At 70.6% G+C, this 25989-nt stretch carries 17 protein-coding genes and 1 pseudogene; 8 read left to right on the plus strand and 10 right to left on the minus strand.

The features are described from left to right. Positions 1-52 precede the first annotated feature (52 nt). A complete protein-coding gene (locus ABT122_RS00265) occupies positions 53-673 on the minus strand; it encodes a CE1759 family FMN reductase (protein WP_351542883.1) in 621 nt (206 codons plus the stop codon). Between the two features lies 1 nt (position 674). Continuing rightward, positions 675-1802, minus strand: a complete 1128-nt coding sequence (locus tag ABT122_RS00270; protein ID WP_351543210.1) for a CE1758 family FMN-dependent luciferase-like monooxygenase — start codon at positions 1800-1802, stop codon at positions 675-677. 831 nt (positions 1803-2633) lie between these two features. On the opposite strand from ABT122_RS00270, the gene ABT122_RS00275 reads away from it, so the two are divergent. After that, positions 2634-3704: an MBL fold metallo-hydrolase gene (locus ABT122_RS00275; RefSeq protein ID WP_351542886.1), complete on the plus strand. Its 1071-nt coding sequence runs from the start codon at positions 2634-2636 to the stop codon at positions 3702-3704. A gap of 109 nt (positions 3705-3813) precedes the next feature. Here ABT122_RS00275 and ABT122_RS00280 read toward each other — a convergent pair whose 3' ends face one another. The 4 genes from ABT122_RS00280 to ABT122_RS00295 form a co-directional block, all read right to left on the minus strand. Then, positions 3814-4569: a nicotinamide mononucleotide transporter family protein gene (locus tag ABT122_RS00280; protein ID WP_351542889.1), complete on the minus strand. Its 756-nt coding sequence runs from the start codon at positions 4567-4569 to the stop codon at positions 3814-3816. Between the two features lie 114 nt (positions 4570-4683). After that, positions 4684-5142 carry a riboflavin kinase gene (locus ABT122_RS00285; protein WP_351542892.1) on the minus strand — a complete coding sequence of 153 codons (459 nt, stop codon included), beginning with the start codon at positions 5140-5142 and terminating at the stop codon, positions 4684-4686. Further along, entirely contained in the window at positions 5135-5659 is a 525-nt protein-coding gene (locus ABT122_RS00290) for a flavin reductase family protein (protein ID WP_351542895.1), read from the minus strand. The genes ABT122_RS00285 and ABT122_RS00290 overlap by 8 nt, the downstream gene beginning before the upstream one ends. 39 nt (positions 5660-5698) lie before the next feature. Then, positions 5699-7045: an NtaA/DmoA family FMN-dependent monooxygenase gene (locus ABT122_RS00295; protein ID WP_351542898.1), complete on the minus strand. Its 1347-nt coding sequence runs from the start codon at positions 7043-7045 to the stop codon at positions 5699-5701. A gap of 642 nt (positions 7046-7687) precedes the next feature. On the opposite strand from ABT122_RS00295, the gene ABT122_RS00300 reads away from it, so the two are divergent. After that, positions 7688-8674, plus strand: a complete 987-nt coding sequence (locus tag ABT122_RS00300) for a LacI family DNA-binding transcriptional regulator (protein WP_351542902.1) — start codon at positions 7688-7690, stop codon at positions 8672-8674. 121 nt (positions 8675-8795) lie between these two features. Here the strand turns inward: ABT122_RS00300 and ABT122_RS00305 are convergent, their stop codons facing one another. Together ABT122_RS00305 and ABT122_RS00310 are read right to left on the minus strand one after the other, a co-directional pair. Further along, positions 8796-9653, minus strand: coding sequence for a lipase family alpha/beta hydrolase (locus ABT122_RS00305; RefSeq protein ID WP_351542905.1), 858 nt, complete (start codon positions 9651-9653; stop codon positions 8796-8798). 147 nt (positions 9654-9800) lie between these two features. Then, entirely contained in the window at positions 9801-10451 is a 651-nt protein-coding gene (locus ABT122_RS00310; protein WP_351542908.1) for a TetR/AcrR family transcriptional regulator, read from the minus strand. 255 nt (positions 10452-10706) lie between these two features. Here ABT122_RS00310 and ABT122_RS00315 point away from each other — a divergent pair, with 255 nt between their 5' ends. Continuing rightward, a complete protein-coding gene (locus tag ABT122_RS00315; protein WP_451067112.1) occupies positions 10707-11126 on the plus strand; it encodes a thiolase family protein in 420 nt (139 codons plus the stop codon). Next, a pseudogene (locus ABT122_RS00320) lies at positions 11039-11389 on the plus strand (acyl-CoA dehydrogenase family protein); the annotation flags it as partial. The gene ABT122_RS00315 and the pseudogene ABT122_RS00320, both read left to right, overlap by 88 nt. 105 nt (positions 11390-11494) lie before the next feature. On the opposite strand, the gene ABT122_RS00325 reads toward ABT122_RS00320, so the two are convergent. Then, entirely contained in the window at positions 11495-18949 is a 7455-nt protein-coding gene (locus ABT122_RS00325; RefSeq protein ID WP_351542911.1) for a LamG domain-containing protein, read from the minus strand. A 671-nt stretch (positions 18950-19620) separates the two neighbouring features. Further along, the gene (locus ABT122_RS00330; RefSeq protein WP_351542914.1) at positions 19621-20697 is read right to left on the minus strand and encodes a saccharopine dehydrogenase family protein; all 1077 of its coding nucleotides are present in this window, start codon (positions 20695-20697) and stop codon (positions 19621-19623) included. A gap of 86 nt (positions 20698-20783) precedes the next feature. On the opposite strand from ABT122_RS00330, the gene ABT122_RS00335 reads away from it, so the two are divergent. The 4 genes from ABT122_RS00335 (at position 20784) to ABT122_RS00350 (ending at position 25721) form a co-directional block, all read left to right on the plus strand. Then, positions 20784-21407, plus strand: a complete 624-nt coding sequence (locus tag ABT122_RS00335) for a TetR/AcrR family transcriptional regulator (protein ID WP_351542917.1) — start codon at positions 20784-20786, stop codon at positions 21405-21407. Between the two features lie 357 nt (positions 21408-21764). Beyond that, on the plus strand, positions 21765-22475 hold the full coding sequence (locus tag ABT122_RS00340) for a tectonin domain-containing protein (RefSeq protein WP_351542920.1): 711 nt from the start codon (positions 21765-21767) through the stop codon (positions 22473-22475). Positions 22476-22765: 290 nt separating this feature from the next. Further along, complete coding sequence (locus tag ABT122_RS00345; RefSeq protein WP_351542922.1) at positions 22766-23170, plus strand: hypothetical protein; 405 nt, start codon at positions 22766-22768, stop codon at positions 23168-23170. Positions 23171-23381: 211 nt separating this feature from the next. Then, positions 23382-25721, plus strand: coding sequence for a phospholipase D-like domain-containing protein (locus ABT122_RS00350; protein WP_351542925.1), 2340 nt, complete (start codon positions 23382-23384; stop codon positions 25719-25721). Positions 25722-25989: the final 268 nt, after the last annotated feature.

Here is a 25989-nt window from a genome sequence, read left to right on the forward strand (position 1 = left end):
GAAAAGGGAGGAATGCGGGACAGGCGCGGGGAGCGGTTCGGGGCGGTCCCGGTCACGGCGTTCCGCGCCGCAGGAGCTGCTCCATGGTGGCGACCTCGTCGGTGAGGGACTCGCGCCGGGCGCGCGGGCCGCAGCCCTGGACCAGGCGGGTGTAGTCGGCCGCGGCACGGCTGACGCGGTCGCCCAGGGCCGCGCCGCTGTCGCGGGAGCCGAAGTCGTCGGTGGCGGCGTAGACACCCCGGGGGGACACGATGGCGTGCAGATACGAGAAGAGCGGACGGAGGGCGTGCTCCAGGACGAGGCTGTGCCGTTCGGTGCCGCCGGTCGCACCGATGAGCACGGGCATGTCGGCGAGGGTGTCCTCCGGCAGGACGTCGAAGAAGGACTTGAAGAGCCCGCTGAAGGAGGCGTTGAAGGCGGGGGTGACCGCGATGACGCCGTCGGCGCCCGCCACCGTGCCGTACGCCTTCTCCAGGGGTTCGGTGGGGAATCCGCTCAGCATCGCGTCGATGATCGCGCGTCCCAGCGGGCGCAGTTCGACGAACGAGGACTCGACCGCGGCACCGGCCGCGGTGAGTTCCGTGCGGACGGACGCCTCCAGCCGGTCGGCCAGCAGCCGGGTCGAGGAGGGTTCCCGCAGCCCGCCCGTGATGATCGAGATCTTGACCGTCATCTCAGCCGCTCCCTCTCGGTGTGCCGTCGTCCGCCGCACCCCCCGGCCCGTCCGCCGCGTCGCGCGCCCGCAGCAGCGACTGGTGTGTGGGGGCGTCGGGGGCGGCGGGGGAACGGCCGACGGCGAACTCCTCGCGGAGCACCGGCACGACCTGCTCACCCAGGAGATCGAGCTGTTCCAGCACCGTCTTGAGCGGCAGCCCCGCATGGTCCACGAGGAAGAGCTGACGCTGGTAGTCCCCGGCGTACTCGCGGAAGCCCAGGGTCTTGTCGATCACCTGCTGGGGCGAGCCCACCGCCAGCGGTGTGAGCGAGGTGAACTCCTCCAGCGACGGTCCGTGCCCGTAGACGGGCGCGTTGTCGAAGTAGGGCCGGAACTCCTCGACCGCGTCCTGGCTGCGGGGCCGGAGGAAGACCTGTCCTCCGAGCCCGACGATGGCGGCCTCGGGCGGGCCGTGCCCGTAGTGCTCGAAGCGCTCCCGGTACAGCTCGACCATCGTGCGGGTGTGGGAGGCGGGCCAGAAGATGTGGTTGGCGAAGAATCCGTCCCCGTGGAAGGCCGCCAGCTCCGCTATCTCCGGGGTGCGGATGGAGCCGTGCCAGACGAAGGGCGGAATGCCGTCCAGCGGGCGGGGGGCGAGGGTGAAGCTCTGGAGCGGGCCGCGCAGCTCGCCCTCCCAGTCGACCACCTCCTCGCGCCACAGCCGGCGCAGCAGCCCGTAGTGCTCGACGGTCAGGGGGATGACCTTGCGGATGTCCTGGCCGAACCACGGGTACACCGGTCCGGTGTTCCCCCTGCCCAGCATCACATCGGTCCGTCCGTCGGCCAGGTGCTGGAGCACGCTGAAGTCCTCGGCGATCTTGACGGGATCGTTGGTGGTGATCAGCGTCGTGGAGGTCGAGAGGATGATCCGCTCCGTCATCGCCGCGATGAAGCCGAGCAGGGTCGTCGGCGAGGACGGCACGAAGGGCGGATTGTGGTGCTCGCCCGTGGCGAAGACGTCCAGACCGACCTCCTCCGCCTTGGCGGCGATGGTCACGGTGGCCCGGATGCGCTCCGCCTCGGTGGGCGCACGGCCCGTGGTGGGGTCGGGTGTCACATCACCGACGGTGAAGATACCGAACTGCATACCACTCATCTCGCTGCCACTCTCCTTACCGGGGTGACGCGCGGCTCCGCCGTGCGGGGTCCTCCTCGCTCGTGCGGCAGCCGGCTGCCGGCCGCCGCGCCGTGTGTACGGCCCACTGCGCTCCGCTGCCCCGGCCGGTGTGCCCCGGCGGGAGGGGCGGTGGCTCCCTCCGGCGGTGGCTCCCTCGGCGAGCGGGGGTGACCACACCCGCCACATCGGCCTCATGGCTCACTTACCCATACCCCGTGGACCCCGGAATCGAACCGGCCTCCGGGCGCCGGCCGGCGCCGCCACCCCCTCGCCTCCGGGATTCACCGAGGTGAGAGGGGGTGCGAAGCGGGGGGCGGCGACTCTTCCGCGCTCCGGGGACGGGCGCCGGCGGTGACGGGTGCGCGGCCTCCGGGGCGGCGGGCGCGCGGCCCACCGCGGGGACGGGGCGGCGGGCGCGGCGGACCCGTGCGCGGCCCGGGTCCGCCGGCCGGGGGCGGAGGGTGCGGTGCGCCGCGTCCAGCCGGCCGATCACCGCCCGAAGCCCCTGACCCCGACGAGGGCGCGGAGCTCCGCAAGACAGGCATCCAGTTGATTCAGCAACGAATCATCATCCCTCCGATACCACCACTGGGCTGGGCATTCCCGGAGTGACATCGATGACACAGACCATCCGGCCGCCTCGCTTGACCCTCGGTCGCAGGCGTGTTTATCTTCGTTGCAGAACGAACTATCTGGCTCACTTGCGGCCGGCCCCGCGCAGCGTCCGCGCGGTGCCCCCCACCCCTGGGAGAGCGGTCACGCCCTCTCTCCCCCACCACCCGCACAGAGGACTCACGCACCATGACCGATCACCTCAAGCCCGGCACCCCCACGGACCGGCACCAGCTGGGCGCGGCGGGCATGCCGCTCAACACCCTCGCCGACTACCGCCCCATACCCGCCGACAGCTACGGCGCGCTCTTCCTGCCGGAGCGGCTCGCCAAGGGCTACCACGTCGAGGAGATCAACGACGGCGCCTACTACGTGACCTCCGGCGCCTACGACACCATGTTCGTCAGCACCGGCAACGGTGTGGTCGTGGTCGACGCCCCGCCACTGCTCGGCGAGAACCTCAACCGCGCGATCGCGGAGGTCACGGACGAGCCGGTCACCCACCTCATCTACAGCCACTGGCACTCCGACCACATCGGCGCGGCCGGTGTCTTCGCCGACGCCAAGCCCAAGGTCATCGCGCACGACTACACCCGCGAGATGATCCAGCGCTGGCCCGACCTCGGCGGCGAGCGCGGACTGCCGCTGCCCACCGACACCATCACCGAGAGCGACACCCTCGACGTCAACGGCGTCCGGTTCCATCTCGACTACCACGGTGTCAACCACACACCCGGCAACATCTTCATCTACGCCCCGCGGCAGAAGGCGCTCGCCGCGATCGACATCATCAGCCCCGGATGGAGCGCGTTCAAGCACTGCGACGCCTCCGAGAACATCCGCGGCTGGGCCGAGGCGCACGACTGGATTCTCGGCTACGACTTCAAGGGCGTCGTCTCCGGTCATGTCAACCGCTACGGCACCCCCGAGGACGCGAGGGCATCCCGCGACTACACCCACGACATCGTCGAGTTCTCCAAGGAGGCCCTCGACCACGGCCAGGAGTTCGAGTACATCGAGAGGATCGGCTTCTCCAACGCCTGGGTCCTGTGGGAGAACTACTTCAACGAGATGACCAACTACGTCACCCGGAAGACTCTGGAGAAGGTCACCGACAACGGCCAGACCTGGGCCCAGCGCCTCGCCGGCGCCGATGTCATGACCAAGTACCACGCCTACTCGGTCCTTGAGGCGCTCCGCCTGGAGTACGGCATGGTCTCCGGCTTCGAGAAGCTCATCCTCCCCCGGCCCCGCGGCTGAACCCGGCAGCGGCGGCCCCTCCGCGACTCTCCGCGACGGTCGCCCCCATGGCGTCCAGGACCCGGCCGAGGCCCTGGACGCCGGTGCCGTACGAGGCCCGGATCACCGGTCAGTCGGCGACCGCGGGTCCGCTCGCCGCCTCCGTGCCCGGCCGCGGGGCCTGCGCTCCCGTGGCCGGCGGGGTGTCGTTCCGGCCCTCCAGGACGGCAGCCGGCTCCAGCGGCGAGGCGATCTCCTGGTCCTTGCTGCGGGACGCCCAGTCGCGAATCCCGATGACCACCATGACGAAGAAGATGGCGTACACGATCCCGGAGAAGTAGAGCTCGGAGTGGATGGCCAGGGGCACTCCGACGAGGTCGACGGCGAGCCAGGCGAACCAGAACTCCACGTACCGGCGGGCCTGGGTGTACATCGCCAGGATCGAGCCGACGAAGATCCAGGCGTCCGCGAGGACCATCCACCAGGGGGCACCCGGGTAGAACGACGCCTCGGTGGTCTTGAGCAGGGCGCCGAAGGCGAAGGTCCCGGCCACCATGGCGACCAGCAGCACACCGCGCACCCGCCACGATGCCCAGCGGACGTTGATCGCGCCTTCCTTCTCCCTGCTCCGCCGCCACGTCGCCCAGCCCCATGAGGCCGATGCTATGATCACAATCTGCCGGGCGGCATTGCCTCCGAGATCGACGTTCAGGCTCGCGATCAGCAGGAGCACCGATCCGGTGATCTGCACCGGCCAGGCCACCAGCGATCTTCGCAGCGCCAGCCAGACCGTCGCGAGCGCCAGGATGTTGCCGAGGAAGTCGGACCAGTAGACGGGGAAGCCGAAGAGGCTGAACTGGTCGTTCAACCACGCGAATGCACTCATTACTCACACCTTTGTTCGTTCGAAGCAAGGCTGGGAGTGGGGGGTTGGGACCGGACCGGGCCGGTCATGGCACGGGAACCGGCAGTGCGCGCCGATTCCGTGCGGAGTGCTGCCTCAGCGGGAGACGGTCTTCCGGTGCGCGGCGAGCGCCGCGGCGAGGACGCGGCGCCCGGGGCCGGAGGCGAGATGTGCCTCCGACCGCGCGACGTCCTGCCGGGCGGCGCTGATCAGATCGCCGGGCGATGCGAACTTCACCGTGTCCCGGATGCGCGCCACGAACCAGAGTCCGACGCGCTCTCCGTAGAAGTCATCCGATGTGTCGTGGCAGTACACCTCGACATGGACATCGGTCGTGTCACAGAAGGTCGGGTTCGACCCGATACTGACCGTCCCCGCGTGGACGATGCCGGTCGAGTGGCGTACGACCCAGCCGCTGTAGATCGCGGGCGGGGGGACCCGCGAGCCGGGGTCGGCCGCGACATTCGCGGTGGGGAACCCCAGCCCGTGCCCCCGGCCGGCGCCGTGCACCACCGCACCCGTGAGGTGCGCGTGGACCGACGGGGTCTCATCCATGGGGGGTGAGCTCGCGGAACTGGCTGGTGTGGAAGACGAGCGGCTCCACACCGGAGAACAGCTCCGCCGTCAGCAGCTCCATCAGCACGATCTCGTGGTCGCCGCCGTCGTGGGTCGCGCTCACCCGGGCCGTCAGCCAGAGCGCGGCGTCCTCGATGACGACCGCGCCCTCGGGCGTCGCCTGCCACGCGACGCCGTCGAAGCGGTTGACCTCCCGGGACGCCAGCCGCCGGCAGAGCCCGCCCTGGCCCCGGCTGAGCACACTCAGCCCCAGGACGGGTGCCCCGGCGAGCCGGGGCCAGGTGGTCGAGGTGCGGGCCACGCTGACCGCGGCCATGGGCGGTTGGAGCGAGATCGAGACGAACGAACTCGCCGCGAACCCGACCGGTTCGTTCCCGCGCAGCGCGCTGATCGCGACGACACCGGTCGGGTAGGCCCCGAACGCCCGTCGCAGCGTCGCCGCGTCCAGTTCCGCCGGCGCGGACGCCCCCTGCGGGTTGTGGGCAGCGGTGGCCATGGTCTTCGACATCCTCTCGTCGCGCGTTCTGTTCTGTTCTCAGTGCCGGTACTGCGCTGCGGGGTGGCTGGCCGGCAGTGCGCGGTCGGATGCCCCGGTGAGGCGCTCGCGCAGGCTCTCGCCCCGCGTGTACTCCCCGCGGAAGACTCCGCGCGCCCGCAGGATCGGCAGGACCGACTCGACGAAGTCCGTCGTCGACACGGGCTGGACGGTCGGGGAGAGCAGGAAGCCGTCGAGGTCGGCGCCCTCGGCGAGCGCGCAGATCTCGTCGGCGATCTCCTCGGCCGTGCCGACGACCGGGCGCGCTCCGACGCCGTGGGTGTGCCAGTCCGCGAGGACATCGCCGACCGTCCGCCCGGCGAAGCGGGCCACCTGGGTCTGCGACAGCTCGGTGGAGAGAGCGGTCATGGGGGTCTCGGGCGCGTAGGACGAGAGGTCGAGGCCGGTGAACATCGCGTAGCTGGCGACGGTCACCTCGGAGCGCTGCGCGTCCAGGATCTGCCGGTAGCGCCGCTCCGCGTCGGATGTCGTCGCACCCACGACACAGGAGAACGCGGACATCACCTTCACGTCGTCGGCCCGGCGGCCCGCCTTGACCGCCTCCTGGCGGATGGAGGCGGTGTGCCCGGCGAGCTGCTCGACCGAGCCGCTCCCGACGAACATGCACTCGCCGTGCCGGCCGCCGACCCGGCGGCCCGCGGGCGATGCCCCGGCCTGGAACAGCACGGGCGTGCCCTGCGGGGAGCGCGCGGTGTTGCCGTACCCCTGCGAGCGGAAGAACGGGCCCTTGTGCGTCACGAGGTGCACCTTGGCGGGGTCCGCGAACCGTCCGCCCTTGTCCTTCTCCAGCGCGTCCGGCTCCCAGGCCCCTTCCCAGTACTTGTAGACGAGATCGAGGAAGTCCTCGGCCATCCGGTAGCGGTCGTCGTGGTCCACCATCTCCATGCCGAACGCCTTGACGGCGGTGTCGGCGGTGCCGGTCGTCACGATGTTCCAGCCGATGCGGCCACCGGAGAGCTGGTCGAGCGTGGCCATGCGGCGCGCGAAGGCGTACGGGGGTTCCACCAGGGCCGAGCCCGTCATCACGAGACCCAGGTCGGTCGTCGTGGAGAGCAGCGCGGACGCCACGACTATCGGGTCGAGACGCGGGAGGTCGAGGGTCTCCTCCGTGGCGATGGGCGGGCGCGTGCCGTCGATCTCGGACCAGCCCCAGGCGTCGGCGAGGAACAGGAAGTCCAGTTTGGCGTCCTCGCAGACAGCGGCGAGCTCGCGCCAGTACTCAAGGGTGTCGAAGAGGTGCCGCCGGCTGTCGGGGTGGCGCCAGGTGGCCGTACCGCTCGCGTTGGTCTGCGCGTTCTCGAACACGCCGATCCTGAGGTTTCTCATGGGTGGTTCTCCGTTGTGCTGGTGGTGGACTCGCGAGGTGTCCGGGGCAGGGGTGTTCGCGGTACGCCGGGCCGGGCCGTGTGCCGCGCGGCGGTCCGCCGGCCGCGGCCCGGGGGCCGGTGCCGTGTCCGGTCGGGCCGGCGGGAACACCGCGGAAGGGGGCCGTCGCCATCCACGGTAGCGACGGTGTCCAGCGATGGCGCCGGGGTGGGCGTGGGTGCGGTGGGCGTGCGCCTCGTTCAGGACGGCCCGTCCGCCCCGGGCGCCGTCACGACGGTCCGGCGCGGGAGCGCGGCGCGTTCCGGCGGACCGTCACATCATCGGCGGTGGAGCCGGCCGGAACCGGATAAAGGGGACGAACTCAGCGGGGGCGACGCCGGCGGCCGGCCGCTCGGGGCGGTGTGCCCGAACGGCGCGACGTGCCGGGCGAACGCGGTCTCGACAGGTCGCGACAGGTCCCCGGCGGTCAGGGCGACGTCGCGGTTCACGGAACCGGCGACTCTGGTGAGCGACATGCGAACTCCTCGGGAGATCGATTTCCGACATGCTGTACCAGCGCACCCGTGCCGTCAAGTAGCCTCGTGCTGCCCGGTCGCCCGACACCGTGGCGCACCCCGCCCCCCGACCGAGAAGGACACCTCCGTGACAGCGCCCCGACTCATCGACGTGGCCAAGTCCGCCGGCGTCTCCCGCGCGACGGCATCACGCGTTCTCGCCGGCACCCAGCGCAATGTCGATCCCGACCTCGCGCGCCGTGTCGAGGAGGCGGCGGACCGGCTCGGCTACCAGCCCAACCACTCGGCCCGGGCACTGCGCACCGGCGCGACGGGCACCATCGGCGTCATCGTCCCCACGCTCGCCAACCCCTACTTCGTCCAGCTCGCCGATGCCATCGCCCGTCATGTGCGCGCCGTCGGCGGTGCGCTCGTGGTCTCCGACGCGGCGAACGACACCGCGATCGAGGCCGAGCAGATCGACACCCTGCTCGGGGGCCGGGTGGACGGTCTCTTCGTCGTCCCCGTCTCCGCCGGCGCGTCCGGACCGGCCATCAGGGAGGCCGCCAAGCGCCGTCCCGTCGTCCTCTTCGACCGGTGGGCCAAGGGGTCGGGCACGGTCGCCGTCACGCTCGACAACGTGTCGGCGGTCGGGCTTCTCGTGGATCATCTGAAGGACATCGGGCGGCACCGGATCGCCCTGGTCGCCGACCAGACCTCCTCCTCGGGCGCGGAACGGCTGGCGGCCTTCACCCGGGCGCGGGGACCCGGCGCCACCACCATCCTGCTGCCCGATTTCACCACCGACGCCGGGCGGACGGCGGCGCGCCGCATCATCGAACAGCGCGACCGGATCGACGCCGTCGTCTGCGGAGCGGATGTCCTGGCGGTGGGACTGGTGAGCACACTGCACCGCTCATCGGTCGCCGTGCCCCGGCAGATCGCCGTCACCGGATTCGACGACACCGAGATGCTCAAGCTCCTCGACCCGCCGATAACGTCCATCCGCCACCCGCTCTCCGCCATGGCCGAACGCGGCCTGACGCTGCTTCAGGCCCCCGGCGGGGAACGGACCGAGCGGGTCGAGCGGTTCCCTCCCCAGCTCGTTGTGCGCGCCTCGACCAGCGAGATCTGACGGCAGCTCACATCCGCTGCTTCGGCGTCCAGTTGGCGCTCCGGCGGACACCCGGGGGAACGGCGTCCGGACAGCACGGCGGGGGCGGCACGGGCCGCCCCCACAGAGGTCTCACGGTGTGTCAGATGCCGATGGTGGTGAAGGGGAGGCAGCGGAACGGCCTGGAGTGCTCGGGGTCGAGCCGGTTGAGCACGAGCTGGGCGACGTTGGGGTCGATGGCCATGCCGAGGTGGCCGGCGGAGTCCGGACGGCACTTGTCCTGGAGGACGATGTTGGTGACGTTGTCCCCGGTGAGCAGGCCGCTGGTGTACGGCGTGACGACACTGTCGTAGCGGCTGACGATGGTGGTGTACTCCGGCCCGGGCACGGCGACGGGGCCGTCGTTGAGCTTGGCGAGGAAGGCGGAGCCGGGCAGATAGTCCGTACAGGCCCCGCAGCCGACGCCGGTCAGCAGCCCCTGGAGCTTCAGGGCGGCGGCCAGGTTCGTCAGGCCCTGGAGCGTGGTGCCGCGGAAGTTGGAGCCGAAGCCGATGAAGTCGTCGACCTTCGCGGCCCCGCCCAGGTACTTGATGTAGTAGGCCGGGACGGTGGTCCCCTCGGAGTGGCCGACGATGTCGACCTTCGCCGACCCCGTCGCGGCGCGCACACGATCGACGAACCCGCCCACCTCGGCGGCGCTCTCGGCCATCGGGGCGAGCCCGCCGGCCAGCCCGCCCAGCACGGTCTTCCCGTAGGTCTCGGAGAAGACGCAGTAGCCGGCCGAGCGGAGGGTGGGTGCGAGGGTCGCGAAGTTGTCCCAGCTGTTGCCGCCGAGCCCGTGGACGAGGACCACCGGCTCGGGATGGGCGGCGCTGGGACGGCAGGACCAGTTGTTCCACCCCGACCGGGGCGGCGCGTCGGCGGAGGCCGCCGTGGTCAGCGTGGTCGAGGCGAGTACGGACAGCACGAGGGCTGCCAGGAACGTGCGGAGCCTGGCCATCGGGCAACTCCTTGTTCGTGGAAGGTTACCCGGAAGTAGAGCACGCCCTCTTGCTGGGAACAAGGCATCGTTTCCAAAAAGAACAGGGGCGTGCGCCGACCGGCCCCGGAAGGGTTTCCCGCGGCGCGCGACGGGCGTGACGGGACGTCAGGAGCGGTGGAGTCCGGAGCTGACCACGGTGTAGAAGCGGTCGAGACCCTCCTGGAGGGACGCCCGGTCGGCGGGCGGCGCGGTGCCGGTGTCCACCAGCCAGTCGGCGATGATGTCGAACAGGCCACCGATCAGCCCCATGGCCACGGTGTGTCCGTGCGGACCCGCCTCGACGCCCAGCCGCCGCCAGGCCGTCTCGACGAAGGAGGCGGCCCAGCGGCGGTTGGCGCGCCGGTGCGCCTCCGCCAGCGGTGTCACGGCCCGGCCCTCGCCGAACGTCACCCGCGCCACTCGCACATCGTCCACGAAGGCGTCCGCGAAGTGCCGGATCAGAGCCCGCGCGGCCTCGCTCTCGTCCCGGCCGCCACCCGGCGCGTCCCGTGCGTCGAGCGCCGAGGTGAGCCGGCCCGTCACATCGACCACGATGCGGTCGAGCAGCGCCAGATACAGGGCCTCCTTGCCGGTGAAGACCTCGTAGAAGCTCTTGGTCCCGACGTACGCCTGCTTGCAGACCTGCTCGATCGAGGTGTCCTGGTAGCCCTGGACGGAGAACAGCTCCAGCGCCGCGTCCAGCAGATCCTCACGGCGTCTCGCGCGCCGCTCCCCGGCGTCCAGACCGCGGATGCGCCGGCCCTTCGCGTCTCCCATGTCCCCCACCGAACCAGCCACCGGCCCAAGATACAGGCCACCCGGCGGATCTCGTTCCGCGGGCTGCCGAGCACGGCCACCGCACCGGCGACCGCCCGGCCACCAACGCTCAATTTCAAATACCCCATCGCATGGTTGCTTCTCCTTCACCCCTTGACAACAAGGAAGTCTACGAAAAAACTGAACTTGCATTCACATCACTCAACCCGCCCTGGAGGTGCGATGAATCGCCGAGTCCTCGTGGCTGGTGCCGGGATGATCCCGTTCACCAAACCGGGTCACAGTGACCCTTACGACGTGATGGGCGCCCATGCGATCCGCGCGGCGCTGGAGGACGCAGGGATTGCCTACGACCGGGTCCAGCAGGTGTACGCCGGCTATGTGTACGGCGACTCGACCAGCGGCCAGGCCGCGCTCTACCGCGTCGGTATGACCGGAGTGCCGGTCGTCAATGTGAACAACAACTGCGCGACGGGTTCGTCCGCCCTGTGGCTGGCCCGTCAGGCGGTGGAGTCCGGGGCGGTGGAGTGCGCGCTCGCGGTCGGCTTCGAGCAGATGCGGCGCGGGGCGCTCACCACCCACTGGAGTACGTTCTTCGGCGCACGGTCTTCGACCGTCCCGTCGCCTCCTTCCAGAACACCAAGTTCGTGCTCGCCGAGTGCGAGACCGAGGTGACCGCGGCACAGGCGCTCTGCGACCGGGCCATGGAGCTGGAGGAGTCGGGTGACCTCACCCCCGCCGACGCGGCCCGTGTCAAACTCCACGGCACCGAGAGCGCGGGCCGGGTCATCGACCAGTGCCTCCAGCTCCACGGCGGCTACGGCTACATGCTGGAGTACCCCATCGCCCGGATGTACGCCGACATCCGCGTCAACCGCATCTACGGCGGCACCAGTGAGGTGATGAAGACGATCATCGCCAAGGACATGGGCCTCTGACCGCCCCGCCTCCGGCGACCGTTCCGGCTGCACGGGCACGGGCACGGGCACGGGCTCCGGGGGAAGAGCAGATCTTCCCCCGGAGACCGCTCCGGTTCAGCCGGTTCAGTCGGTGATGCCGTAGTAGTCGGTGAGGAAGGCGATGACGGCCGCCGTGTGCGGCAGGAGCTGGGGGAGATAGGTGGTGAGGGCCGCGCGGGTGGCCGTGGCCAGCTCATGGCCGCTCGTCGTGGAGGAGCGGACATACGGGTCGAGACGGCGGATCAGTTCGTAGTTGCTGGCGATGTCCAGGTCCTTCATCGCCTTCTCCAGCGGCGGTGCGCTGGGCGGGGGAATCGGAGGCAGGATGCGGGAGATGTAGGTGACCCGGTGGAGGACGCGCCAGCAGGGCGGCTTGTGGTCGCTCTGGCGGGCCTGGCGCAGGGCCGCGGCGTTCGCCTCGTTGCTGTTGGCGAGCCAGACCGGGTCGGCGACCTTGTTGTAGAAGTCGTCGAAGTGGGAGGTGTCCTCACCGAGGTAGAAGGTCATGAAGCGATAGGCGTCGACCTTGCCGGGGGCGAGGACGGGCTTGCCGTTCAGATACACCGGTTTGCCGTCCTGGCCGTACTTCTGGAGGTCGTTGGTGGGGCTGCACACCACGCTGAGGCTGTGGGAGCGGGTGGCCTCCCGGGAGCGGTGGCGGGTGACGGTCATACCGCCCCCGATGGAGGCGTCGAACTGGAGGCCGACCCCGATGCCCGCGATCTCGAAGTCGATCTCCAGGGATGTGGTGACCGAGCCGGAGACGCTGTAGGAGCCGCCGGTGGTCTCGGTGACGACATCGACCGTGCTCGTGGTCTCGGCGAAGAATCCGCCGTCCGCCGTCCAGACGTAGGTGTTGGCGATGTTGCGGTTGGCGAAGGCGTCCTGGGAGCGGGTGGCAGCGTTCTTCGCCGGTGTGCTCGGTGAGGCGCCGATCACGGAGCCCAGGACCCGTGCCGCGAGTTCCCGCGTCGGGTCGGAGTCATGTGTCTCGGTGGAGACGGCGTTGTAGTACGCCTCCAGATGCTGGCGCTCGCGCAGGATGCGGCGCTTGAGGGCATAGGCCTCGCGGGGCTTGAAGTAGCTGTAGTCGCCGCGCTGGGAGGCGTTGGGGTAGGAGGGGTCGAGGACCTTCCCCTGGTCGTTGAAGCCGACCGCGCCGTCCAGGGTGCCCTGCTTGGTGTACTGGGGGTTGATGGGGAAGGTGATGATGTTCCAGTCCCGGGGGATGTCCGGGTTGGGGGTGATCCGGTAGGCCACCAGGGTTCCCGAGTGGGCGAGCCGCAGGGCGTAGACGTCGGCGGTCTCGGACTGAACGAGGGCGTACCCCTGGTTGGCGGGGACATAGCGCTGGCCGATGGCGCTGTTGAGGGGCGCCGACCTGTCCTCCCAGTGTCCGGTGAGGGTGGCCGTGGTGGCGTAGTCGGTGGTGGTGCCCTGGGAGACGGAGGTCTCGTCGGTCCAGGTGTTGACGTACTCCATACCGCCGCCGATCCGGGCGCGGAGGGCGACGGAGGCGAGTGGCTGGGCGGTGCCGATGCCGAGAGGGGCGGTGATCATCAGGATGTTCTCGTCGATCTCGGCGCCCGCGGCGAGGTTGAAGGAGGCGTTGACGCTCCGCTCGCGGTCGGAGGAGAGGGTGGAGGTGACGGTGTCCGCCTGCTGGAAGGTGACACTGGAGCAGCCGGCGGGTTCGGTGGTGGTGGTCGTGCTGGTGAGGTTCTCGGAGGGGACGGGGGGCGCGCCCTCGATATAGCCGATGAGCTGGGGGTCGAACTGGATCTGGCTGACCCATTCGCTGACCAGGTCGCCGACCTTGTAGCCGGTGGTGAGGTTCCAGGCGCTGTCCTTGATGTGGCTGTAGCAGCGCTTGAGGACGCCGAACGCCTCACCGGCGGCCGTGTACTGGAGGTCGGCGTACTCGGCGGCGGCGGGGGGTGCGGAGATCGTGCGGTGGAAGGGGGTGGCGACGGTGGCGAGGGCCGAGCGGACGGCGGCGGTGTCGGTGGAGACGGGTGCGGTGGACTGGACGACGGTGGGGCGGCTGTTGCCGGTTCCCAGGTCGAGGTTGTTGCCGCGCAGGGAGTGGTCGGCGACGGTGGCGGCGCTGGTGGTGGTGGAGGCGCTGTCGAAGGGCCAGTAGCCGAGGAGGTCCTTCTTGTCGCCCTTGAGACGGGTGAAGAGGTTGTCGAGGAGCTGTTCCCGGGTACGGGCGGTCTGCCAGATCCGTACCTCCTCCAGGGTGCCCCGGAAGAAGTCGGCGTGGGTGGTGCCGCCGGTGTTGATGGCCCCGAGGGTGAGCTGACCGCCGCTCCAGCCGCGGAGGGTGACGGTGTTGACGGCGGTGGACGGGAGGGGCTGGCCGTTGCGGTAGATCCGGAAGGTGCTGGCGGCCGGGTCGGGGTCGGTGGTCCAGCGGGCGCCGCGCAGGCGGAGGGTGTGGCCGCCGGCCGGGTCCTGGGTGGTGCTGCCCTCGTTCTCCTCGAAGGACCAGCGGGACACCAGTCCTTCGTCACGGGGCTGGAGCGGGGTGCCGATCTGGGCGGTGTCGCGGGCCCTGCTCCAGATGCGGACCTCGCCGAGGGTGCCGGTCAGCGGGTGGACGGCGGAAGTGGTCCGGGCGCGGCCGATCTCCAGCGACCCGTCGTTGCCGCGCGGGCCGGGGCCGGTGTAGCGGCCGGTGCCGATCTCCTGGCCGTCGGCGACGAAGACGATGTCGTCCCAGGTCTTGGTGTCGACCCGGTCAATCACCTCCACCGTCTGGGTCTTCTCCTTGCCGTCCGCGTCCTTGTAGGTGAACTCCTTGTTTCCCTTGATCTGCTCCATGGACTTCCCGCCGCGGCGGACCACGGCGAGCCGGTGGAAACCCTGGGTGATCGCTGTGCTGGAGGTGTAGCGCCGGACCGAAGGGCCGGGCTCCTCGAAGGCGAACTCCAGCCGTCCGCCGGGGAGTACGGAGAACTGGTAGGGGACGCTGCCCGCGCTGTCGCCGAGCTGCCCCTTGGAGACAAGGCCCTGCCGGGTGCCGACCGCGTCGATCGTGGCGAAGACCTCGATGGTCAGGTCCTCGGTGAGGTCGAGCTGGTCGGCGTCCTGGGTCTCCGCCCAGGAGGAGCCGTCGAGACGGAGCCCCCAGGACTGCTCGTACACGGCGGCCAGATGGGACCATTCCCCGATCGGGCAGGTCCGGTCACTGATCCGGATCTGGTCGGCGACCTTGGCGATGACCTGGTAGCCGAGGGGGGATTCGGCGTTGTCGGCGTTGCCCCAGACCCCGCCGTGGCGCACGGCGGTGGAGCGGTCGGTGAAGAGCAGGCCCCCGTCGCTGTACGAGGTGCTCTTCTGGTAGCTCCACGCGCCGGTCAGTCCGGCTTCGTCGCCGGTGACGGGCCGGTCCCTGAGGGCGGTGATCTCGGCGTCGGAGCGGGCGGTGTTCCAGGTCCGCAGTTCGGCGAGGTGTCCGTTGAAGAACACGGTGGTGCCGGTGTCCGTGCGGCCGACGATGATGAAGGTGGCGTTCCCGGGCAGGGTGGCGGCGGTGCGGCGGGCGACCTCGGCACCGTCCCGGTGGATGACCTGCGCCTTGGTGGTGCGGTTGAAGGTGACCGCCCAGTGGTGCCAGTCGGTGTCGCTCCAGGTGGTCGTGGTGGTGAGCGTCTCCACGGAGCTGCCGGTGCCGAAGCCGAAGCTGAAGGCGCCGCTCGCGGTGAAGCCCATGGTGAGTCCGTTGGTGCCGCAGGCGACGATGGTGTCCGTGCTGTTGCGGTTGGCGGAGCGCTTGAGCCAGCACTCGATGGTGAAGTCCGTGCCCGTGGGACTCGCGTTGTTGATCTGCATGGCGCTGATGCCGTTCAGCGCCATGGCGCGGGCGGCGGGGAGCAGCATCAGGGAGGTCTTGGTGTCGCCGGACTCCAGTTGGACGAGCCGCTGGCGGGTCGGGGTGGTGGTGACGGGGTCGGGTTTGGCCCAGGCCTCCACGGTGAGATCGCCGGCGGGGGCGGCGAGCTGGGGCAGTTGGGCCGTGGGCAGGGAGAGCCGCTGGGTGGTGCCGTCGAAGGAGAGGGCCCGGCCGGGTGAGTCGCCGCGCCAGCGGGTGCCGTGGCCGGGGGTGGCTCCGGTGGCGGTGCCGTTGGGGATCAGGGTGTCGGCGCTCTCCGCGCCGACGGCGATCCAGCGGGAGCCCCGTGCGAGGGAGGCCCCCGCGCGGGACGCGGTGGCCTGGGCGGTGTCGTAGCGCACCAGGGAGACCACGGCGTTGGTCAGACCGGTCGCGAGATCGGAGGCGACGGTCACGGCGGTGGCGCCGCTCTGCACGGCGGAGGTGACGCGGTAGCGGCGGCCGGAGATCTGGAGGAAGGTGGCGTCGGTGAGTTCGAGGGGGCTTCCGGCGGCGAGGGTGAGGGTGCGGCCCGCCGCACTGGCGACGGTGCCGATCCTGACCGGTTCGTCCGGAAGGCCGTTGATCACTCCGGCCAGGTCCCGGGCGCGGCGCGGAACGTTCTGGAAGGTCTCGGTCTCGGTGGCCCGGGTGATGGTCAGCGTGCACAGGGTGGTCGCGGCTCCGGCCGTGACGGTGATCGTGGTGTCCTTGCCGATGTCGACGCCGGGGTCGCGGGCGGTGAAGAGGATCGTTCCGTCGGTCCCGGAGAGCCGCTGGGTGGAGCGTACGGTGGCGGTGTCCAGATAGGCGGCGGAGAACTGGCCGTCACCACTGGCCCGGTAGTAGAGGGCGACCCGGCCGGTGGCGCTGTCCAGCAGGAACGGGGTGGTGTCGGCCTTGGCGAAGGTCAGCAGGGCTCCGGAGGTGCTGAGACCGGCGGCGTCGGTGCCGATCAGCGGCACGGCGAGCGTGGTGTCGGCGGCGCCCTGCGCCCCGCCGGTGAGCCGGGCCAGTTCATCGCGGGCGGCGTCCAGCTCCAGGCCCTTGACGGTGCGCAGATTCTCCTTGTCCGCGATGGAGTTGTCGAGTGTCGCCTCCTGCTGCCGCTTCTCGTGGTTGAGCACATCGGGCGCGTAGGCGAGCAGGGACTGGATGCTGATCTGCGATGCCTGGCTCTGTTCCTGGATGGTGTTCCCGCTCAGGTACTTCCCGCTCGCCACGTGCTTGAGTGTCTGGCGGTAGCGGGTCGTGTCGTACGAGCTGCTGAGAACCCACTGGGCCGAGTCCGGCAGCGGCTGGGCGAAGGAGCGCCGCCTCAGCACGAGGCGGGTCCCGGCGGTGGTGCCGCCGTTCTCGGTCTCCACGACCCGGTAGCCGCCGGCCTCCAGGTCGACGATGGCCACCCGGACGTCCCAGGCGGAGCTGCTGGGGAGCGGCAGCAGCTGCCAGTTGTACATCCGGTTGAGCAGGGTGACCGGTGCGCCGTCGGTGGTGCTGCCGTCGGTGCCGAGGACCCTGATCTGGCCCCCGGCGGAGACGTCCAGGCCGACCTTCCGCCGCAGGATGTCGGTGACCCAGGGATCGGAGGGGAGGGCGCGGTCGGGCCCGAGGGCGCTCCGCTGGTTCCGCAGTCCGGTGATGTCGGTGCCCAGCTGGGCGGTCTCGTTCTGGAGGGTGGTGATGCGCTGGTTGAGGGTGTCGGCGGTGGTGGAGGACGGCGGCGGTTGGGGGAGGGCGGTGAGGGTGACCACATCGGGGATCTGGGAGAGCCGTCCGTCCAGGCCGACGCCGAAGTCGACGGTGGCGGCGGCGGGGTCGCCCGTGGCGGTGCCCGTGGGCCGGGTGCCGCAGGCCAGGAGTACGCGGGCCTGCCGCTTGGCGGGCTGGACGGTGCCGCTGTGGCCGGAGGCCAGGTTCTCCTGCTGGTAGTAGACGGTGGCGGTCAGTCCGGTGACGACATCGCGCCCGCTCAGGGTGAAGCTGTCCCGGCGCACCCCGGGGTGGTCCCCGATGGGCGCCTCGGAGGCGACCCAGGAGCAGCTTCCGGTGAGGGTGCCGTGGGCGCCGGTGTCGCTCTGGTCGTACGCCGTGCTGCCGGTCGCCTCGTCGAGACGGTAGTAGGCCACCAGCCCCGGTTCGTTGCCGATCAGCCGGTAGGACAGCTCCTCCGCCAGCTCGCTCTGGGTCCGGGCCCGGTTCCAGATCCGTACCTCGTCGATGACGCCGGAGTAGGTGCCGCCGACGGCGGATGCGGCGTTGATGCAGAGGCTCGCGGTGCTGCTCGATGTCCTGGGCAGGGTGCCCTGTTTCACCAGTGACCCGTTGACGTACAGGGAGGCGGTGGTTCCGTCGTAGGAGGCCGCGATATGGGCGTACACCCCGGTCTTCAGGACGTTGTAGACCCACACACTGCCGTTGGGGTGGGTGAGTTCCAGGTGGCGGTCGTCGGTGGGATTGGCGTACGGGCCGGTCTGATCGGTGTAGACCTTCAGCCGGAAGCCGCTCTGGAACGAGTAGTCCGCCTGGGACACCACCGAGCCGCTGCGGCTGCCCGGCTTGACCCACGCCTCGATGGTGTACGGGCCCGAGCCGAGGCCCAGGGCGGGCCGGCCGCAGTCGATCCAGTTGTTGCCGGTGGCATCGGGGAAGCTGACCGCGCTCTCCGCGTGCAGGGCCTCCGGCAGGACGGGGACCAGCGGCCGGCCGGTGAAGGGGCAGAAGCCCGGGGCCCGTTCGTAGACCGATGTCCGGTACTGGGGGTCGGGGCTGGTCCAGTAGCGGGTGCCCTGGGTGTTGAACAGGCCCTCGGTGCCCTGCTCCACACTGAACGAGTCGATCCGTTTGGTGGTGGAGTTGTGGGCGAAGAACTGCCATCGCTGCCGGCCCTGTACGGCGGTCGGGGTGAGGACGGCGGTGAAGCGGCCCCCGGTCAGGTTCCGGATGAACGCCAGCTCCTGGGTGGGTTCGAGGAACGGCCTGCCGTCCATGTCGGTGGCGCCGAGGCTGTCCTTGACCGAATCCGGACTGGTCTTGTGACGGCTGCGCCGGAAGCGGACCTCGCTGACCGGTTTGAGGGCGCCGCCGACGAGGAGGAAGCGGTCGCAGAGCAGCGTAGCTGCGGCCACCGGCACCTTGGTCCCGGCGGTGTCCTTCACATAGTCGGTACGGGAGGCGCTGCCGGAGCTGCCGCCCCCGGTGAGGAGGTGGACGGCGTCCGCGTGTCCGCCGTCGACCGCCTGCCGGAGCACCACCACATGGGTGCCGTCCGACAGGACCTGGAACGGCACGGCGGGCGCGGTCAGCCGGGCGGTCGAGGAGAGAAAGGGGTCGGTCTCGTCGTCGGCGAGCAGTTCGTCCGCGCCCGCCTCGCTCCGCCCGCCCCGTTTGACCACGGGCAGGGCGGTCGCGCCCGCCACCGCGTAGCCCACTTTGACGATCTCGCGCGGGAAGGGCAGCTCGACCGGGTTCTCGGACCAGTAAGCGGCGTCGAGTTCCCCCTTGGCGTCGTCGTGGACGGAGAGGTCGAGCACCGTGTAGACGATGCGGCGCTGCTCGTCCAGGGCGAAGGCGAGGGCCGTTCCCTGGTGGCGCACCATCGTGGTGTGGGTGTAGCGGCGGTCGTTGTAGGCCTTCTGCAGACTCGGGTCAGCCGTGGTCATGGGCCATCCGTCCTCGGAGCGGCCCCACCTCGTGCGCGGGGGAACGCGGGTGGGGGAAACGGGTGGAGCAGGGGGCTGGGCAGGAGAGAGCAACCGCCGGCCGGGGCAGGGCAGAGCGAACGCGTCCCGGGCAGGCGGGTGAAGGAGCGGTCATGTCGATTGCGGCACAGTCGACCACACCCCGACTCTCACCGAAAATCGAACAGACAGCCAAAAATCCCGCGAGAAGGCGGAATGGCGCATACCCCCACCACACGGAGAGAGATCCGCCCCCGGTCGGTGACCGGAACCCATTCCGGCACCGGCGCCCGGCACAGCACCGAGGCGCACCACTCCCCCGCACGCGGCATCAGCAGCCGGAACAACCCCGGCCCACTTCGGAGAACGCCGCGCCGCCCGGCCCTCCGGCGCACCCGGACTCCGCGCACCCCGTCGTCCGGCACTGGCTCAACCCCGCCGCCACGGCCGGAGGAGAACGGCCCGAAACCACCCCGGGCGGGCCGCGGAGGGGCAGCGCCGCCCCCGCGCCGGCGGAGGGGGACGGCTGCCGGATGGCGCCCAGGCGGTCCTCGCGGACGCCGGCCGGGGCCGGCGTCTCCCCGGGGAAGAGGTCCCAGGGCGGTTGTCCGGCGGGGCGCCCGGAGCGGCGCTCCCGGTCTCCCCCTCCGCTGTCAGGTCCGGAGCCCCGGAACCGCATCCGCGGAACCACCGGAACCGTCGGTGAGTGGGTGGGAACGGCCGTCTCCGTGACAGCCGGTGAAGGCGGCGCCGGTCTCCGTCATCCGCTCGACCGCGTAGGCCGGGTCGATCAGTGCCTCGGGGGTGTGGATGCCGGGCGGGACGGCTTCGCCGCGCAGCCCGAGCAATCGCTCGACACCGAGGGCGATGCCGGTCGCGGTCAGGGGGCGCTGCCCCGCCGGGTGGACCAGGCAGCGGCTCGTACGGATCGGCGCTCCCCCTCGGTCCGCTCCTTCGAGGTCGATCCGGACCTCGAAGGAAGCGGGTTCCCCGCGGCTCCGGCCGGCGGATTCGCCGATGGCGAGGTCGAAGCGGACATGGGGCGCGTCCGTCGCCAGGGCGAGACTCGGCACATCGAGGATGGCGATGCTCTGGCCGGGCAGATCGATGCCGTCGGTCCTGCGCACATCCGCCTCCGCGTCGGGGCCGGTGACCCAGGTGAAGACGCCGTCCCGGCGCACGAGTCCCGCCGAGGTGGCCGTGGACCACCGCTCCAGATCCGCCGTTCCCGCAGGCCCGCCGGTGTCCTGTTCGTCCAGCACGGCACTGATCCGGATGGTGTCGATCCGGTCGAACCGCCGGGCCGCGCGCAGTGCCGCGAGGACGACGGTACCCGCGCAGTAGTGGCTGGCCACCAGGATCGGCGCGGCCTGTGCCCGCTGGGCGCCCGCGACGACCTCCGGCGCGATGTCCACCAGACCGCTGGAGACGCTGAGGTACGGCAGCCCGCGGCGCTGCGCGTAGCGCAACCCGTGCAGGCGGTCGTCCCAGAGCGCGGCGACCACCGCCGAGTGGCCCCGGTCGGCCGGGAGGCCGAGATCGGCGCGCCGCAGATCGATGGTCGCGGCGGTCGCGGCGCCGAGTCCGTCGGCCACCCGCCGCGCGCGACCGATGTCACGGCCCGCGATCGTCAGCGGCAGTGCCGGGTGCCACTGGCGCAGGAGGGCGGCGGCACCCGCGCCCGCCTGGCCCGTTCCCCCCAGGATCAGTACCGATTCCTGCTGTTCCACGGTCGGTTCCCCCTCACATCCATGAAGCTACATTTTGTAACCTACGTTTTGTAGCTTAGATTGGAGCGGGAACGCAAGGGAGGACCATGGCCACCACACCGACCCGTCTGTCCAGGCAGGCCAGGCGCGAGCAGTTGCTCGACACCGCCGGGGCGATCGTGCGCGGCCAGGGCGCCGACGCCCTGACGCTGGTGACCCTCGCGGAGGCGGCCGGGGTGAGCAGACCGATCGCGTACGACCACTTCGCCACTCGCCCCGGCCTGCTGCTCGCGCTCTGCCGGCGACTCGACGAACGCCACCGGGCCGCGATCACACAGGCGTTGCGGGACGCCGCACCCAGCGCCGGCGAGGTCGCCCGCGTCATCAGCGCCGCCTATTTCGCCTGCGCCACCGACATGCCGGAGCTCAGTGCCGTTTCCGCCGCGCTGAAGGGCAACCCGGGCATGGAGGCGGTCCAGCACGAGCTGACCGACGGCTACGCGGAGCTGATGGCCACCGCGCTGCTGCCGTACTCCGGCCTCGCGCCCCAGGCCCTCCGGCTGCGGTGCGTCGGCCTGCTGGGTGCGGCCGAGGCGATCGCCGCCGAGCTGCACCGGGAGCGGACCACCGACGGCGAGGCGGCCGCCGTGTTCACCGACCTGATCCTGGGCGGTCTCGACGCCAGGGCTCGCGAGCCCGGCGAGATCCGCGAGAGACGACCCGGGTCCTGAACGGAAGGACATCCCGGTCAGGGTCCCGGTGATGCCTTCGTGGCCGTCGGGAGCGAGGCGTCCCGGTGCGTTGGGCGGTACGGGAGCGGCTCGGCGGGACGGCCGGTGGCCGGCGGGTCGTGCGGACGGGAATGCATGGGCCGGAGCCCGTGTCGATCCCCCACAGGTGCGACAGGGCTTTGCGCCGAAATACTCCCCGCCGGGCTGCTGCTGCCCTCGTCCCGGCAGGTGGCAGGCGTTCACACACTGACGTGTCTGGCTTGTTCGACCGCAGGGCAGTCGTTCATCCGCCTGTGGGCCCATGGCATCGCGGAGGATGGCGGTCACTGACCGGTTCGAGGAAGGGGAGTTCTCGGCATGGCGGATTGGGTGAAGGTCGCGGGCAGTCTCACGGCCGTCTCGGCGGGGTCCAGGACGACGGTGTGGGGGGTGAACGCGGCGAGCGCCGTCTATCACTACACCAACTACGACGGCAGCCCCTGGATCAACATCCCCGGGACACTGAGCGACATCGGCGCCGCGTCGGACGGCACCGTGTGGGGCGTCAACAGCGGGAACCAGATCTACCGGTACACGGGCGACCAGACCACGACGAACTGGGTGGGCATCAGCGGGAGCCTGGTCCGTGTCGACGCGGGCTCCCGGACGAACGTGTGGGGTGTGGACTCCGCCGGTGCCGTCCACCGGTACACCAACCACGACACCAACCCCTGGATCAAGATCCCCGGGACACTGAGCGACATCGGCGCGGGCGCCGACGGCACCGTCTGGGGCGTCAACGCCGGGAACCAGGTCTACCGGTACACCGGCGACCAGGACAGCTCGAACGCGTGGAAGGGCGTCAGCGGCAGCCTCAAGCGCATCGCGGTGGGCTCCCGGACCCATGTGTGGGGCGTCGACCCCGGCGGCGCCATCTACCGGTACACCAACAACGACGCCGCCGGCGGCAACCCGTGGGTCAAGATCCCCGGCACCGCCACCGACATCGCCGCCGGCGCCGACGGCACGGCGTGGCACATCAACACCGCGGGCGAGATCTACCGCTACACCGGTGACCAGCCCAGCTGACGCCGCCCCACCCCCGCGCGGGCCCCCGGCCGATCAGGCCGGGGACCCGCGCCGCGAGCACTCCGGCACCGGTGCCGGTGTCACGGTTTCGCCCCGACGGTTCGCGCCTGCCGGCGGGATAATGCCGCGAGCCGAGTCCCGTACACCAGACTGATCCGAATCGATGGAACGACCATCGCATCGGAGGGGGCCAGGCCATGGGGGAACGGCACGGATCTGCGCGGTTCTCGTGGAACACCGTCAGAGTCTTCGGGGTGATCTGGCTCGTGGGCCTCGTGGGGTCCTGTTGTGTGGGGCTCGCGGTCGTGGGTGTCCTCGATCTGGGCGTGGAGCCGACGGCCAGGGGCGGGACCCTCGCGGACGGCCCCGGGAAGGGCTGGTATCTCGCCGCCGGCTGGACAGGTGGCGTCTGGGTCCTGTTCCTCGGGATGATTGTTGTTCTCAGCGTGAAGTCGCCTGAACCATTGCACCCGGTCGAGATGCTGGTGCTGCTGACCCATATGCCCGCCGCCGCCGCGATCAATGTGTTCGTCCTGTGGCAGGTGGACGAGACCGGCCGGCACCGGGACAGCGCCTGGGCCTTCATCGCCGCGGGTCTGGTGATCCCGGCTCTGCTGTGGCTGCTGAACCAGGCGGGGTGGCGCGGTCAGCAGGCACGCCGGGCAGCTGCCCGGGCAGGCACACCCCGTCCGTGAACCGCGGCGCGGACGCGCTCTTCGCCGAGCCGTCCGTCGTGGTGCGCCGCGGAGGGCATCACGTGGTGATGGGGCGATCCTCCGGGACCCGTGTGTTCTCCGCCGTGTCTTGGTGCGGCTGAAGCAGAAGGATAGAAAGGAAGTGACGGTTGGATTCGTCAGGCCCGCCGGACTCCGGCGGGCCCATGATTGTCTACTCAAAGGTGGATCTTTGAGAATCACCAGACTTGTCTCGCTGGCGCTGAGCGTCATAACCGCCGCCGCCGTGTCGATGCCGACCACGGTATCCGCCGCGGCCGACCCGCCGTCCCCTGCCGCGGCCCCCTCCCTGGAGGCGGTGTTCAACAAGCCGGTTCCCACGGGTACCGCGGGCTACGACCGGACCATCGAGAACAAGCTGAAAGAGCTGATCGGCAAGGCCACCCCGACCTCCCGCATCCGGGTGTCCCTGTACATCATGGAGGACAGGGAGATCGCCGACGCGCTCATCGCCGCCCAGGCGAGAGGCACCGACGTACGTGTCCTCAGCGAGCGCTGCCGGTGGTCCGGGCCGAATCTGGACTGCGCCGTCCCACTCCCGGAGGTCCAGCGCCTGGCGCAGTCGCTCGGCAACGGCCCCGACAACCGGCCGCGCGTGGTCCTCTGCAACAAGGGCTGCATGCAGACCAAGGACATCAACCACGACAAGTTCTGGCTGTTCAGCGAAGTCTCCGACGGCCGGACGAACGTCGCGGTCCAGTCCTCGCACAACCTGTCGAAAACGTCCCCCGGGCTCGCGGACAACATGCTCATCAGCTCGAACGACGCGCAGATACACCAGGGCTACGAGCACACCTGGGACACCATGCTCTCGAAGGAGATCGCGGGCGAGACCGCCGCGATCTGGCCGCAGGTCGACGCCGGCGGGACCGGCGACTTCAGCGGACACGCGGGCAAGGCCGCCGGCTGGCGCTTCCCCCGGTCGGCCACGCAGGGCGGGGTCGTGAACGACCCGGTGGCCAGGAGCATCAGAGCCCTCGACTGCGCCACACGCCCGCAGGTCCACATCGCGATGGCGTCGTGGGGCGGCCGTACCGAGGTCGACGCCGCCATCAAGGACAAGATCGACAACGGCGCCGTCGGCGGCAATCGGTGCGCGTTCAGGATTCTGGTGGCGGGCTCGCCCGAGAAGGCACTGGCCCTGGAGCCGAACGCGGCACACCCGAACCGGGACGTCCAGGTGTGGGCGGTCACGATGAACCAGCTCAACGGGGCCTCGGGCGGGCTGCACTCCAAGTACACGCTCCTGTCCTGGGAGGATGCCGCCGGGCCGCACCGCGTGGTGCACACCGGCTCCGACAACTTCAACAACCCCGCCGTCACCAGCGCCGACGAGACGCACCTGCGCATCACCGACGCACGGATCTACGACGACTTCAAGGCGAACTGGGACTGGCTGCGCGCGCAGAACGACCTGACGGCGAACGGGCTGACGGCCCTTCCGTTCCTGGCGACGTACCCGCGGGAAACACCCTCGTCGGCCCCGTACTCGGCCAGGCCGTTCACCTTCGGGACGACCGGGCACAACACGTTCCGCGACCCCAAGAACTCCCCCCAGGTGATCAGCTCGCCCGCGGGCGCCGCCCACAGGACGGCCCGGGGTGACGTCAACGGCGACGGTGTGCCCGACCTCGTCACCCTGAACGACGAGGGCGTCAAAGCCGGGAAAGCGACGTTCTCCCTGGAGACCTTCCTCGGCAAGCCCGACGGCCGCTACTCCGCGGGCACCACGTCCTGGAGCGCGAACTCCGACTGGGGCTGGTTCACCAGCATGCGCCTCACCAGTGGCGACTACAACGGCGACGGACGCGACGACATCGCGGCGCTCTACACCTACGCGGGCAACGGCGACCGGTGGAAGATCTTCACCTTCCTCGCCCACTCCGACGGCACCTTCTCCGGACCGAAGACCGGGTACGAGAACACGAGCGGCTTCGCCCGGACGAGCGAGATGCAGCTCGTGAGCGGGAAGTTCGACCCCGACGGCCGCGACGACATCGCGGTCCTCTCCTCCGCCGACGGGCTCGGCCTCCACACGTTCACCGCCAAGGCGGACGGCACCTTCAACCCGCCCTTCCGCTCGTGGACAACGACCAACACCGGTGCCTCGTATTGGGGAGCGCCGGAACGCACACGCATCGTGAGCGGGAACTTCGACGGCAAGGGCGGCGCCGACATCGCGGCCCTGTACGACTACGAGGGCGGCTCCGCGGTCGGTCTGCACACCTTCCTCTCGAAGGCGGACGGCGGTTTCCACGCCCCCTTCCAGGCGTGGAAGGTGACGAACACCCCGGACAACCGCTGGGGCACCGCCGACCGCATGAGGCTGACCACCGGCGACCTCAACGGCGACGGGATCGACGACATCGCCTCTCTGTACGGGTTCACCACGGTCCCCGAGATGGCCGTGCACATCTTCGGCGGCCGGCCGGACGGAACGTTCAACCCGCCGTTCCGCGGTTGGGTGGGCGCCGGGTACACGTGGGGGAACATCCAGGTGCCGGCGGCCTGATGGCCTGACGCGGCGCCCGGTTCTCCACCCGGACGAGCCGGATTGACCCACCGGTCTCCGTGCCGGGCCCTGGAGGCCCGGCACAGAGACCGGCGCGGCGCCTCGCGGTCCGGGACGACCTCGCAGATCCGCGGCCGGCGGGGTGGCCCCACCGTCTCCCGGGTGTCCTTCGACGCGCGCGCGGCCCCGACAGCGGGCCGCCCCCGAAGGCGCCCCCGCGTTCGCGGTCACACCGGAACGTCCGCTGCTGGACGATCGCGACACTCCG

It is taken from the genome of Streptomyces sp. NPDC001985 (genome assembly GCF_040296845.1).
In the GTDB taxonomy this organism is placed as follows: Bacteria; Actinomycetota; Actinomycetes; order Streptomycetales; family Streptomycetaceae; genus Streptomyces.